Here is a 13,411-nt window from a genome sequence, read left to right as displayed (position 1 = left end):
ACTATCCGGGATCAGTAGCCCCCTTTAGGGAGTTGGGGGCAACTCCAGCATTCCGCGCAGTCCATCCAGATCCACCTTCTCCAAAAACTGGCTCATCATCGCCCGCTTGGCTACCATGTCAGGCGCGGTTTCGTAAGTCATTTGCAGGTGAATGAATTGAACCGCCGGGCGGGGCAGTTTGCTGCTTCCATACGCAAGATCGTGCGTTACGACGGGCCGGCTGTAGGGGAATGCCGCCTGCTCAGCAAACGTCCCTTGTCCGCGCTGGTTCATCATCAGTCCATAAGGCTCACCCAGCACCGCCTGTGTACTCCGCTCTGCGGGCGTCATAGCAGTCAGCATTGTTTCCAGACGGTCAATGTTTTCGCGCCATTCCCGGGCTGATGCCTCGCGCTTCTGACGACCACGCTCGACGCTTTGCCGGTTGCCGTTGATGTATTTCTGGCGTTCGGCCTCAGTCTTAAATTCAATCCTGGCGGCATAGGCTTCGCTTTCTTTCAGAGAGGCTTCCAGCACCTTCGTCGTTTCTTCGTTCTCTGCCAGCATGTTGCGTAACGTAGCCTGAAATAAGCGCACCACCTCCTCCCGACTAACGGCCCGAACCGGTAATCGCTGATCGGGCAGAATCAAAATGGATTCGCGCTTACGGTCACGATCATCAGGGTGAGTGCTGTAGACGGGGTAGCCTTTCAGCGTACCTACCTGCTTCGGCATGTAGTAGATCTCCTGGCCATTGGGCAGCTGGTAACCTACCTCCCTCATGAACTTGTACAGAAAATTGGCGTGCATCTCAATCCGGGTTCCCGTTTCGCCCGATACTTCCGGCTTGCCCCGGAAGCACCAGTAGTGGTGGAACATCACCCGCACGGTGTAGCGCAGGGGGCCGTTCGGCCGCTTTTCATACAGGCTGTGGTGATCGGTGTTGATGCTGGTTCCCTGGCGGGCTTCAAGGCCTCGCGGCTCCGGATACGCCTGCCGGATAAAGCTCAACAGCTTGTCTTGCCGGGCAGCAATCTGGGGCTGCATCGCCCTGGTAATGTTCTGCAGATCAGAACCCACCCACGAACTGCCGCGCCGTATCCACTGCGTCGGGCGCTGCTGAACGGTTGCTTCCGGACAGGACATATCCGGCTGGGCCAAAGCGACAGATACCGGGTAGCCAGCCAGCAAGCCAACACAAGCGACTAAATAAAGGAAAGCCGGCGCTGCCGGCTTCGCAGCAATACGTTTCAGCATCAGTTTCATAGCGGACAAACCCTCCCTTTTACCGGCAAAATAGCGTGCGCATCCTCCCTCAGCCAGGCATGCTTACCCCAACTGGTCGTTTGACTGACTGAACCGAGAAAAGTGCCATCTGGAATGACGTGTTTTAGTCCGGTCTGGCGTAGTCAGTAAGTTCCCTGCTATCAAGGGGAGGAAGCCTCATCATTTCTGGCTTTCCTTGCCGGTGGTCGGGCCGTTGCGAATCAATTCGAGCGCAAAATTCATGACCGTATCGATGCCGTCGATAGCTTCTTCAATCGTGGGTTGAACCGTGTAGTCGGGCAGCGTACCGCGCTGCAAAGGCCCACTTGTCCCCACCGCCATTTTGTACCGAACCAACGGAATGCTAACCCGTAGTTTGGTGTGAGGCAGCGTTAGCACCGCAAACTCCCCACTATGACCGCCCTGATACGCTCCACCTGTTTCCTGCCCAACGAACGTGGCCAGTTGGTTGGCGTGGGCAGCCGCTGTAAACTCAGCCGTGGTCGAAGCGCTCATGCCGTTCATCAGTACGTAGACTTGTCCCGAAAATCGCTCCGGCCTGGGTTGCTGTAGGGCCAGCCCCGGTTCATCTTTTGCTTTCAGGGAGAAGCGTCCATTACCCAGCGGTAGCAGGTATTTGGGCAGACTTTTCACAAACTTCTCGTCCAGATCCGTGTACTTCAGATATGGTATGGTGTTGGTTACCGTCGTTAACGAATCGTAATAGCGTGTAGGCTTATCAATCAGGTATGAGAATAGTTCGTATCCCAGTTTATCCCATCCGCCGGTGTTGTCGCGCAGGTTAATAATCAGATTTTTGGCCTTCTTATTCTGTAACTCACGAAAGAACTGCTGGTACAGTTTCGGGTCCTTTTTGTTATCGCCAAAGCCCCGAATCGTCAGCACGGCCGTTTGAGTATCCGTCCACTCCAACCGAACCGACTCCTTTTTCTGTAATGCCCTCCAACGGTCCCAAAGCACCTTATTAACCGGATTGGTTTGGGCATTTTTCAGCCAGTCGGATGCAGTAACAGCCGCTACGTTCTGCCGGACAAGCTCTCCTGTTCTGTACCGTCTCATCTCAACGACAAACGAGTCGGGTTGCTCAACCAGCAGGTAATAATACCCTCCGAAATTCTTGCTCAAAGCAGCTTCCCTACCGGCCTGGCTGTACCCGTCGACGAACAGATGCCGCTTTATCTGCTCTCGAATGCCTTCAATCGGTTTGCCATTAATAGAGATTACTTCGCTACCCGGAATGAGCAGCGTATCCTGGTGGCTCGTCGCATTGACGGTAATGTAGGTTTTTCCGTTGATGAATAGGATGTTATACGGCAACACCCGGATGGTTTGGTCCCATTTGGGCGGTGGAGCCAATTGCGTATGAGCGCACCGAACGGTCGCCAGCAGGGTTGCCAGTAACCGGTAATAGACACCCAGTGGCTTATCAGTCGCTAATTGCGCTGTTGTGTGATCAAACAACGAATCCAGCGCGTGTTTGGGCGTATAGCGATACAGACCCGGATGCGATTCCTCCAACGCCTTACGCAACAGGCTTACTTCTTCCTGATACTGGGCAGCGGGAAACGTTTTCGTTAACGAAAGGGGATCGGATTGAGCGATGGACGAATTCGTAATTCGTAGCAGTAAGCCAAGAGCGAGGTAAAGAATCGGGCGTTTCATACAATGATTTTTGCCCAAAGAACCGGCTCACGTTGCCCCAAATCTGCTCAAATCTAAACTTGAGCACTCTTTTTGACCGACACCGACGTTTGCTGCGCCAGATAAGCCGAGGGCGATACGCCCGTGAACTGCTTGAACGCCCGCTGGAAGGTAGCCTGGGAGTTGAAGCCGCACTCAAATCCAATGCCGGTAATAGTCAGATGACTGCTGGCCGAGTCGAGCAGCCGTTGTTTGACGGCTTCAATTCGGTACCCGTTGACGAAGGCGTTAAAACTTTTATCGAGGTGCTGATTCAATACGTGCGAAACCGTTTTCTGGTCAAGGTGCGTGTGGTGCATGAGCTTTTCCAGTGTCAGATCCGGGTCAGTGTATAACTGATCGACCTCCATCGCTTTTTTCAGCAGCCCAGCCGCTTTATCGACGGTTTCAGCCGGTAAGGTAGTCGTTGCTTTTTTGCGTTCGGTGAGTGCACTCAGCCGCGCGTGCAGATACCCCTTCAACCCGAACCAATAAATCAGCACCGCCATCGGCACGTAAATCAGATACCAGTTCATCTCGCCCATCCAGTCGGGCCGCAAACCAGGCAATACGTACGGGATCAGAAACAGGAGCCAAACAACCTGGAAGATTTGCAGACCTGTCAGAAACTGCCGCAGCCAGGCTAGTTTGAGCCGTTGCTGCACAACCTCCGGGCCTCTGCCTGCGGGTTGATACCGAATCAGTACGTTCCGGGCCAGCAGCACATAGACCGAGATGGACAGCCAGCGCGGGATGTCCACGTACATATCGTATTGATCGATGATGTCGCCCCAGCCTTTCAGATCAGAGCGGACAAATACGTGCGTAGCCAGACCGATGAGAAACGTCCAGCAGATCAGGGCGGGCACCCAGTCGAGCAGGACCGGCAGAAAATGCCAGCGTTCGTTCCGGCCAAGTCGAAAACCAGGTTCCAGCATCGACCGGACATAAAACCAGGTCAACGGCCCAATCGGCATGGCCATGATCACCGGCAGCAAGTCCATAACGAACCGAATCCGCGGATAAGCCTCGTAGAAGCCGCCTTCCAGCGCGACCATGTTCAGGCTCGCTATCGCAAACAAGCCGATGAGCACCGCCAGCAGTCGGTTAGGCAACTGCGGACTTGATCGGGTAAACCACAGCAACGACGCCAGGATAAACCCCTGCAAGGTACCGAGTAACAGAAGCAGGGCGAAGGGCGAAATAGTCATGTGGGTAAACTACCAAAACACTGGTAATTTACCCAATCATTTCTGGTTTCCCTTGCCGGTGGCCCGACCGCCCCGGCTACTGGCGCAAGGTCCTGACGTAAAACTCTCCGCTGATGGCCGGCCCCGATCTGGTGCAGTTATCATCCGCATCGATCAGGTTGCCGGAAATGGTGCCTTTCACGAATTTACCCGGCTCGTATTCCTCGAAGACAACCTGCCCGTTGGCGATCATGTCTTCGCCGTCGCAGTTGTCGTGGCCGCCATCGTACTGTTTACCACCGTTCGCGAACTCGAACGTAATCCGGCATTTTCCCGGCTCCCGGTCATCGCTAAACCGAAGGATGCTACCCGCCCGGGCATTGCTGAAGTCGATACTGAACAGTTCCGATGTATTACCACCGACGATGGCCGAATACTCCGGTTCCTCATCGTCCAGGTAAACACCCAGCGTATACAGACGCTCCTGACCAAGGAAATTTAGCTTGATGTAGCCAGGTCCGATGTACACCTCACGCGTCAGGATCAGTTTAGCCGGACTGTTTACAAAAGTCACTTCAACCGAAATGGTTACGGGATTCTGTTTCGGCGCCGATCGCGGAGCCGTGTAGATTGCCGAATGTTTGTCGGGCGTTAGTTGCCCATCGCCAATCAATGACCATTTCAGGCCGTCGTTGGCCTGACCACCGGTAGTTTTCGTCATCAGCGGCTCTTCGCCCTTACCGGTTAGCGAGGCTATCTGGATAAACGTCAGGGTCGTTGATTCACCGTAGTTCAAAAACCCCTTGTCAGCCCCTTCAGCAACCAGGTAAAACTCTTCGAACAGACTCCAGTCGCTGAAGTGATGCATCGGAACGGTAACCTGACGCTTCTGCGTGTCTATCTGCTTTCCCGGCACCGCGTACCAAATCCTGCTGCTGCGTTGATACGCAATGCCCAAACCAGCCGGAGCACTACCGACAACGTCAGCGTCGGTGTATTGAAAGGTCAGGGTAGCCGGCTTACTAAACTGGAGCCCGTCGGGGGAAAACCGATACGACTGCCCTACGCCGTTGGGTGTGTGGTTGGTGATGGGCAGAATCGAGATGGTAGTCGCCTGGCTGACGGCTCCGGCTGGCAGCGTAAGCTGAACCCGGCCGTCGGCCGTGGTCAACGTCCCCCCTTCAGGCCCGATTATTTTGCTGACGGCCGTACCGTCCGGCTGGCCTATTTCGGTCACATCGCCCGCTGGGAGGGGTTGTTCAGTGGTAGGCTTCGACGGATCAACTTCTGTCTGATCGGGTTTGCAGGCGTTCAGGCAGCCGAGGCACAGCCAGGCGGCCAACAGGTAATAACAACACTTAAACATGACTTTTCTGACGTATTGAGTGAATCACAGCTCAGCTTTACTGAGTTGTCACGGCAAAACTGGTTCATCCCGAAAGCCGATCCGAGGCCATACTGTATGATATGTCATAAAATAAATCAGAATTGACTAATTGCATTCATGACCTGTTAAAACGGGCATGCGGACTAACCGCTTCCTCAATACAGAATATAAAATGGAATTCATTGGGTGATTTTACACGTTGCCGGGTATTAAGCGGGTAGCTCATTCCAATTTGCTCATGATTTCGCCTTGTGAAAATCACTTCCTCCATCAGCTGAGGGCCGGTACGTCCTCCGCCTACGAGTTACTGTATACGGCTTATTTTCCCACCATTGCCCATCTGGTGAAGCAGAACAAGGGCAACGATCGGGATGCCGAAGACCTGTTTCAGGAAACGGTGATTGTGCTGCTGGAAAAGATCCGGCAACCCGATTTCGCGCTGACATCTTCCCTGAAAACGTACCTATATGCCATTGCCCGCAACCGTTGGCTGAAACGGCTACGGGACGAAAAGCTGGTCACAACCGATAACGAAACGTACCTGGCGACTTTGCAGGACGAGTCGACCTTACCCTCTACGGAATCATCGGATGACAACCCGGCCGAACAGGTTCATCAGTGGATGAACCAGATTACGGGCAACTGCCAGCGGGTGCTGACCTCCGTGTATTTTTCGGCCGAACCACTCGACTCGCTTATGCAGACGATGGGCTGGAAAAACCGCCATACGGCCAACAACCAAAAGTATAAGTGCATTCAGCAAATCAAGCGTATAGCGACGAACCAGAAAGGGGCCGCGTAGCAGTGTGGGGTATTGCATCAGTCTGGTTCAAAAATTACCGACGCCGTGGGTGATTATGCCGGGCGGCTGGAATTAACTCAGGCAGCACCTGAAGAGCATTGTCTGCGAACGCGTGCTGCCAACGTATTGAGTTAACCAACAAACCGACTAATCGCATGGCCTCTAAAACAATTGAAGCAACCGACGCCAATTTCAATGACCTGATCAGCTTCGACAAACCTGTGCTGGTTGATTTCACAGCCGAATGGTGCGGTCCGTGCCGCCTGATTGGCCCATCGGTGGAGCAATTAGCCGCCGAATATGACGGCCAGGCTTTGATCGCGAAAATGGACGTCGACCAAAACGCCCGCATCCCGGCTCAGTTTGGCATCCGCAGCGCACCAACCTTGCTGTTTTTCCGCAACGGCAAGCTGATTGACAAAGTTGTTGGGGCCGTTCCCAAAGCCGTACTGGAGCAGAAACTCCAGTCGGCAATGGTGTTGGCTTAATTTTCGGGGCCTGGCTCCGGCCTGGCCCCGAAAATCAACCCAGATACGGTCAGAAAATTGCCGGATTTCGTGTTAATTGGGTCGTTATACGCCAACGACCCTTTTCGCATTCTATGAAACTCATCTGGCTTTTCCTGTTACCCCTGCTCATCGGGCAATCGGCACATGCTCAAGCCGATAAGCCGTTAACCGTCCAGCTCAAACCACAAAAAAGTGGGTATCAGCTAATCGTCAACAATAAGCCCTATTTCATCAAAGGAGCCGTTGGCAGCGACTACCTGGAGAAACTAAAGCAGTACGGTGGGAACTCGATCCGGGCCAACAGCAGAAGCCTGGACAAAGCCCATGCCCTCGGCCTGACGGTATTGGTTAACCTGCCCGTACGGGCGGAGCGTGATGGCATGAACTACGACGATGCCGCAGCCGTACGACAACAGCACGACAAGGTGATGGAGATTGTCCGGCAGACGAAGGATCACCCGGCGGTGCTGATGTGGGCGCTGGGCAACGAGCTGGATTTTATTCAGGCCAATGTCAAAGACAAATACAACCTGAAAGTCTGGGACGCCGTCAACGCGCTGGCGCAGGAAATTCATTCGATTGACCCCAACCACCCCATCATGACGGTCGTCGGATCAATCAACGAGGAAAAAATCAGGGATCTGCTGACGAAGTGCCCCAATCTTGACCTGCTGGGTATCAATGAATACGGCGATCTGAACAAGATTCCGCAGTGGCTCCGGCAGTTCGGCTGGAAAAAACCCTACGCCGTGACGGAGTGGGGCCCGACCGGTTTCTGGCAGGTTCGTAAAACGCCCTGGAAAGCACCCGTCGAGGAAACCAGCAGTATGAAGGCTGACAAATACCACGAGCGCTACGACAGCGCGATTGCGGCCGACAAAGACCTGTGCATTGGTTCGTACGTCTTTCTCTGGCGGCAGCACCAGGAGCGTACGCATACGTGGTTCGGTATGTTCGACGAAAACGGCCTGGAAACGGAAGCTGTCGACGTCATGCACCACGCCTGGACGGGCGAGTGGCCCGCCAACCGGACCCCCCGGCTGGATTCGGTAAAAATTGGCAACCAGACTGCTTATGACGGGGTGTATCTGCAACCCGGCCAATCGTACCGGGCTGCGGTCTGGGTAACCGATCCAGAAGGCGACCCATTGCGGTACAACTGGGAAGTCCTGCCCGAAGGCACCCGTTTCCCGTACGGCGGCAACGGCGAAAAGCGCCCCCCTGCCCTGCCCGGCCTGATCGGTGCTGCCAGCAACCGCCAGATTTCGTTTCAGGCTCCGATCGAGGAAGGTCCCTACCGCCTGTTCGTCTATGCGTATGATGATAAAGGGCATTGGGCCACAGCGAACGTACCGTTTTATGTGAAGAAGTAACGCTGGCAGGGAAACGTACGTACCAGCCATAATCCGTTTCGTCAATTACATATTGCAAAAAAGTAGCACTGATCCACACTGATACTCACCGAGTCTCCGTATTTTCATGACAGCAACAGCTACTAATTCATTGTATGAAATCGCCTAAACCCATCAGCCGATCCGAATTTCTTAACCAGGTAGGCGTACTCGGAACGGCAGCCGCCTTAACCCGGCCGGTCCTCGCAAAGAGCCAGCCCATGGCCGAGTCTCCGCCCGTATTGCCCGACCGGAAGATCCGCCTGGCTGTCATTGGCTGTGGCAGCGTATCAAACATGTATCTGCCGCACCTGTCGAAATCGCCTTACGTGGAACTGGTCAGTACCTGCGACATTATCCCCGAACGGGCACAAAAAGCGGCTACTACATACAACATTCCGAATCATTACCCGCACATTGACCAACTGCTGGCCGGTGCTCCGTTCGACCTGCTCGTCAACCTGACCAATATGCAGGAACACGGCCGACTCAACAAACAGGCGCTGCTGGCCGGCAAGCATATCTGGAGCGAGAAACCCATGGCCAACAACTACCGCGAAGGCCGCGAGTTACTTGAACTGGCGCAAAAGAACAAACTACGTATCTGGGGGGCTCCGGCGGTGGTGATGAGCCCGCAGTTTGCGTTTATGGCCCGGGCCATAAAGGACGGTAAACTCGGCAACGTGTCGGCCGCTCATGCCCACTACGGCCATTTAGGACCAACCTGGTCGGCTTTCTTTTACGAGAAAGGCGGTGGAAGCCTGCCTGATCTGGGCGTTTATAACCTGGCGACACTAACCGGATTGCTGGGCCCCGCCCGGTCCATCGTTGCGATGACGAGCATTGTTACGCCCACCCGCAAAACCGACAATAAAGAGACGTTTCCGGTCGAAGCAGAAGATAACGCCATGGTGCTGATGGACCACGGCAACGGTATCCTCTCCCACGTACAATGCGGTTTTAATTATTTTGACCCATACGGCCACGAAGGAACAGGGCAGGAAAAACCGACGATCACCGTCTGGGGCACGCAGGGCAATCTGGCCCTGATCGGTTATGACTGGGCTCCTTTTGGCGTTGACCTGGCTACGGTCGCTGACGAAAAAGGCCAGCGCTACGTTACCGATCCATCCGACTACCGTTGGGAGATGGGCGCGTCCGTCATTGCCGAACACATGGCTTTAGGTAAAGAGCCGCTTATCCAGGCTGAGCACGCGCTCCACGTACTGGAAATCATCGAAGCCGCCCGTTCATCAGGGCAAACCGGCAGGCGGGTAAAACTTCAGTCGTCTTTTCGCTGGCCTTTGGTGTAACCGTCGTTCGCGCTGGTGACCGCGTTGCCAGGTAGACATTCTTTGTTGGACGCCCGCGCGAATCCACGTGTTTCGTAGGTTGGGCGTAGCCTTACTCCCGCAACGGCGGCTGATACACGCTCACTGCCCGAAGACCCGACAACGCCCGGCCGGATAATTCGACTACGTGCCCGCCATTGGCCACGCCCTGCACAATCGTCGTCGTTTGCTCGTCGGCCGCGCTGACCGTATCGCGGCACATCGATACCACCTGCCAGCGCAACGTATCGCCCGGCTTCAACCAGGCGAACTGCCTGAAATCGCCGGGGTTCTTCCGCCGGAACCAGTATTGCGGCTCAATCACGATCCGGCCCGACCGCGAGGTGAATTGCGTATCACTGCTCCCTTCGCCATCATGGCCCGTCTTCGAACCGCTCACCCGGAAGCCAACCTCCTGCCGAACGCTGTCAACGGCCGTGATGGTCAACGTCCAGTCCTCGGCCTGAGGCTGCCCTGCCAGTCGGACGGTGAGCGCCTGCCCGATATGGGTCAGGAAGAAACCATCGGGCTTACGACTCGGCCGGGTATGGTAGTAGCACCCTAGCGTAGCCGACGGTTTCTGGCCATCTACCAGCACGGAAGCACTACCCGTTGAGGAGTTCCACACCAGGTCAACCCGGTTACCAGTCAGCGGCAGACGCAGCCTGTCTTTACGGACAACAAAGTCTTTTCCGGTGGTCAGCACCCGCCCATCGTCTGTAGACGCTGGCCCAGTGGTCAGCGTTTCGAAATACCGCGCGATGATCTCCGCCATCAGGTAGTTCCCGTGGGCGTTCAGGTGAACATTGTCTTTCAGCAGCGACGAAGCCGACAACCCATTTTTAGCCAGATACGCCTTCCACGCCTTCCGGATGTCGATCAGCGCCAGTTGGTATTTATTGCACAGCGCCGGCAGCCACACCGCGCAATGGCGATCATGCCACGCTTCGTTCTGTCCCACGGCGATGTGGTCGGTCTGAACAGCCACTTCGGCCGTGGTTCGGCTGCGAATGGTCCGGATGATGACCTCGTAATCCTCTTCATTCCCGTAGTCGTGAAACAGAATCAAATCCGGGTAAAACGACACCACATCGTTATCGACCATGAGCTTCAGCCGTTCGGAGCTAAACCCACCAATCGCTTTATTGACCATAATCAGCCTGGCCTCCGGATACCGCTTCTCCAGAAAACGCTTAACTTGCTGCCACCACTCCTGCATACTGATCGACTGCCCATACACCAGCACCCGAACCTCCAGAGGCTGCGCCGACGTAGCGTTTGTCAAGCGATAGGCCGTGCGCGGTAGTCGGGTCATAAACCGGTCAGCGTCGGCAACCGGCGGAACAGGAAAATACGGCTGCGCAAACGCATATAGGGGCAACAGGAAGATCAGCAGGGCGCGAAGGAACGGCATATCTGGCAAGGATTTGATACGTTTAGTCGTAGGAACACACCATAAAGCTCAGACAAATCGTCTTACCGGCTGGCCTGCTCTATCTGGTTGAGCCATGCGCACAGGCTACGTGAAACAAATAGGCTCCACACAAAATTGACAATACAATATGAAAAAGCGAACGTTCCTGACGGCGCAGTGGCGCAAGCTCCTGATGCTGAATTACGAAGTTGATCCGGCCGTACTGAAACCGCACCTGCCACCGGCCACCGAACTGGACCTATGGGAGGGTAAAGCGCTGGTGAGCATGGTCGGCTTCCTGTTTCTGAACACACGCGTGCTAGGAATCAAGTGGCCGTGGCACGTTAACTTTGAGGAAGTCAATCTCCGGTTCTACGTTCGCCATTACGATGGTACGCAATGGAAACGCGGCACTGTTTTCATCAGTGAAATTGTTCCCAAACCGGCCATCGCATTGATCGCCAATACCCTCTACAACGAACATTACCGGGCCATGCCCATGCGGCATCAGGTTACGGCCCTGACCGATGGCCGACAACAGCTCCGCTTCGAGTGGCGGTCTAAAGGCCATTGGAATAAACTCGGCGCTACGGTCAGTAATGAGCTGCACGACCTGACTCCCGGCAGTGCCGAGGCCTTTATTTTTGAACATTACTGGGGCTACAACGCCCTTAACGAAACAACGACTCAGGAATACCAGGTCGAACATGTACCCTGGCAGATCGCGACGGTCAGCGATGCTTTTTTCGAGGCCGACGTAGCCAGTCTGTACGGTGACGCTTTCGTCCCGTACCTGACCGTAGCGCCGTATTCCGTCTTTTATGCCGAGGGGTCGAACGTATCGGTCCGGGTGGCCGGCAAGGTACGGCCCGTGCTGGAGACTGCGGCCCTGTGAATGCCCGAAAAATAGCCCCACTCCAGTCTGTTCAGGCAACCGGAGTGGGGCCAACAAACGGGCGTGTACGACCCTTTATGACTTTTTAGCGTTGTTCTTCGCCGTGGCTACCGTCTTTTTAACGGGTGCTGTCGACTTCCTGACCGGGGTGGCACCGGTAGTTTTTGTCATCGTGACGGGGTCCCAGTGCACCACTTTGTTGTCGAAATAGCTCTCGTTGCAGGCCAGTACCGGCGCTGCGGCCCGGAAACCAAACACCGGATCTTCGATCGTGCCCTGGCTGCCTTCCCGTACGTTTTTGAAGAAATCGCCGAAGTGTTTGGCGTGCGCATCATCGTCTTTCGGCGACTCAAAGCGAACCTCCTTAACCGGCTCGGCCATGCGACTTTCGGCCGGATACTGCGCATCGTACTGCCGCACAAACTCCTGCTGCACCTCCGGCGTGAACGTAAAGAAGCTGTCGTAATTACCGTAGCCGGGTGCCTGGGGTAACTTCTTCTTGGTCAGAATCAGATTATCTTCCGAGAACTCAATCTGGCCTTCGTTCCCAATGATGCGCGTTACGTTCTGGATTTTACCCGCATTGGCAAAATTCACCCGCAGCACCATCTGGAAGGCTTCGTGCTGGGCAGTTTTAGGGTAATCCATGATGCTCGTCATGACGTCGGGTACGTCGCGGCCATCTTTCCAGTAGGCCAGGTTGCCCGACGAGAAAATCCGGTTGGGTCCCAGCGAATTGGTTACGAAATGTACGCCCGTAATGAGGTGCACGAAGAGGTCGCCGGCTACACCCGTGCCGTAGTCTTTGTAGTTGCGCCAGCGGAAAAACCGCTTGGGATCGAACGCCCGCTTAGGCGCATCGCCCAGAAAGCGGTCCCAATCCAGCGTTTGCGTCGACGCATCGGGCGGAATGGAGTAGTTCCAGGCTCCAATGGCGTTGAAGCGGTCGTTGTTGGATTCAATATAGTTGATCGTGCCGATGTCGCCCGCCTGCACCATGCGCTTGGCTTCCTGAAAAGCCGCGCTGCTGATCCGCTGGCTACCGACCTGCATGGTCTTACGCGACTTTTTCCAGGCGTCGATAACCGCTTTGCCTTCGTTGATGTGATGCACCATCGGCTTTTCGCAGTACACGTTCTTACCGGCTTTCAGAGCCGCGATGGTGATGTGATCATGCCAGTGGTCGGGCGTCACGACGAGGACCGCGTCCACATCAGGGCGGGTCAGAATCTCGCGGAAATCGCGGGTTGTGAACAGATTTGGGTTGTTAAACGCCGTTTTCGCCGTATCGAGCCGACCCTGATACAGATCGGCTACTGCCACCAGTTCAACGTCAGGATTGCGCAGGGCGGCCCGGGTATCGTAGTTGCCCTGAATACCCATGCCGATGGTGGCAATGCGGATTTTGTCGTTCGGGCTAACCTTCATCAGATTCGGAATGTAATTGAAACCGAGCGGACGGGCCAGGCCCTGGGTTGCTACCAGCGCCGAAGCTGCCGACAGGCCTTTTATAAATTTGCGACGGGATGCTTGCATAAAACAAAGG

Annotated in this window: 11 protein-coding genes; 5 read left to right on the top strand and 6 right to left on the bottom strand. The window is 55.1% G+C overall.

Annotation, left to right across the window (positions count from 1 at the left end; all coding sequences use genetic code 11):
- Positions 1–24 precede the first annotated feature (24 nt).
- The 4 genes from DYU11_RS15745 to DYU11_RS15730 all read right to left on the bottom strand — a co-directional run bounded on the left by DYU11_RS15745 (position 25) and on the right by DYU11_RS15730 (position 5,502).
- Positions 25–1,236 carry a hypothetical protein gene (locus DYU11_RS15745; protein WP_147367948.1) on the bottom strand — a complete coding sequence of 404 codons (1,212 nt, stop codon included), beginning with the start codon at positions 1,234–1,236 and terminating at the stop codon, positions 25–27.
- Between the two features lie 189 nt (positions 1,237–1,425).
- Positions 1,426–2,928, bottom strand: coding sequence for a S41 family peptidase (locus DYU11_RS15740; RefSeq protein ID WP_119668650.1), 1,503 nt, complete (start codon positions 2,926–2,928; stop codon positions 1,426–1,428).
- A gap of 53 nt (positions 2,929–2,981) precedes the next feature.
- On the bottom strand, positions 2,982–4,157 hold the full coding sequence (locus DYU11_RS15735) for a helix-turn-helix domain-containing protein (protein WP_119668649.1): 1,176 nt from the start codon (positions 4,155–4,157) through the stop codon (positions 2,982–2,984).
- Positions 4,158–4,233: 76 nt separating this feature from the next.
- Complete coding sequence (locus DYU11_RS15730; RefSeq protein WP_119668648.1) at positions 4,234–5,502, bottom strand: hypothetical protein; 1,269 nt, start codon at positions 5,500–5,502, stop codon at positions 4,234–4,236.
- 259 nt (positions 5,503–5,761) lie between these two features.
- On the opposite strand from DYU11_RS15730, the gene DYU11_RS15725 reads away from it, so the two are divergent.
- The 4 genes from DYU11_RS15725 (at position 5,762) to DYU11_RS15710 (ending at position 9,538) form a co-directional block, all read left to right on the top strand.
- A complete protein-coding gene (locus DYU11_RS15725; protein WP_119668647.1) occupies positions 5,762–6,325 on the top strand; it encodes an RNA polymerase sigma factor in 564 nt (187 codons plus the stop codon).
- Between the two features lie 155 nt (positions 6,326–6,480).
- Positions 6,481–6,813, top strand: coding sequence for a thioredoxin (gene trxA, locus DYU11_RS15720; protein WP_119668646.1), 333 nt, complete (start codon positions 6,481–6,483; stop codon positions 6,811–6,813).
- A gap of 113 nt (positions 6,814–6,926) precedes the next feature.
- Positions 6,927–8,207: a glycoside hydrolase family 2 TIM barrel-domain containing protein gene (locus DYU11_RS15715; protein WP_119668645.1), complete on the top strand. Its 1,281-nt coding sequence runs from the start codon at positions 6,927–6,929 to the stop codon at positions 8,205–8,207.
- A gap of 134 nt (positions 8,208–8,341) precedes the next feature.
- Entirely contained in the window at positions 8,342–9,538 is a 1,197-nt protein-coding gene (locus tag DYU11_RS15710) for a Gfo/Idh/MocA family protein (RefSeq protein WP_119668644.1), read from the top strand.
- A gap of 91 nt (positions 9,539–9,629) precedes the next feature.
- On the opposite strand, the gene DYU11_RS15705 is transcribed toward DYU11_RS15710, so the two are convergent.
- Positions 9,630–10,970, bottom strand: a complete 1,341-nt coding sequence (locus tag DYU11_RS15705; protein WP_119668643.1) for an SGNH/GDSL hydrolase family protein — start codon at positions 10,968–10,970, stop codon at positions 9,630–9,632.
- Positions 10,971–11,118: 148 nt separating this feature from the next.
- Here DYU11_RS15705 and DYU11_RS15700 point away from each other — a divergent pair, with 148 nt between their 5' ends.
- A complete protein-coding gene (locus tag DYU11_RS15700) occupies positions 11,119–11,865 on the top strand; it encodes a YqjF family protein (RefSeq protein WP_119668642.1) in 747 nt (248 codons plus the stop codon).
- 75 nt (positions 11,866–11,940) lie between these two features.
- On the opposite strand, the gene DYU11_RS15695 is transcribed toward DYU11_RS15700, so the two are convergent.
- Positions 11,941–13,401: a Gfo/Idh/MocA family protein gene (locus tag DYU11_RS15695; RefSeq protein ID WP_119668641.1), complete on the bottom strand. Its 1,461-nt coding sequence runs from the start codon at positions 13,399–13,401 to the stop codon at positions 11,941–11,943.
- Positions 13,402–13,411: the final 10 nt, after the last annotated feature.

This window comes from Fibrisoma montanum (genome assembly GCF_003583365.1).
GTDB lineage: Bacteria > Bacteroidota > Bacteroidia > Cytophagales > Spirosomataceae > Fibrisoma > Fibrisoma montanum.
This window is presented reverse-complemented; position numbering and strand designations above follow the sequence as displayed.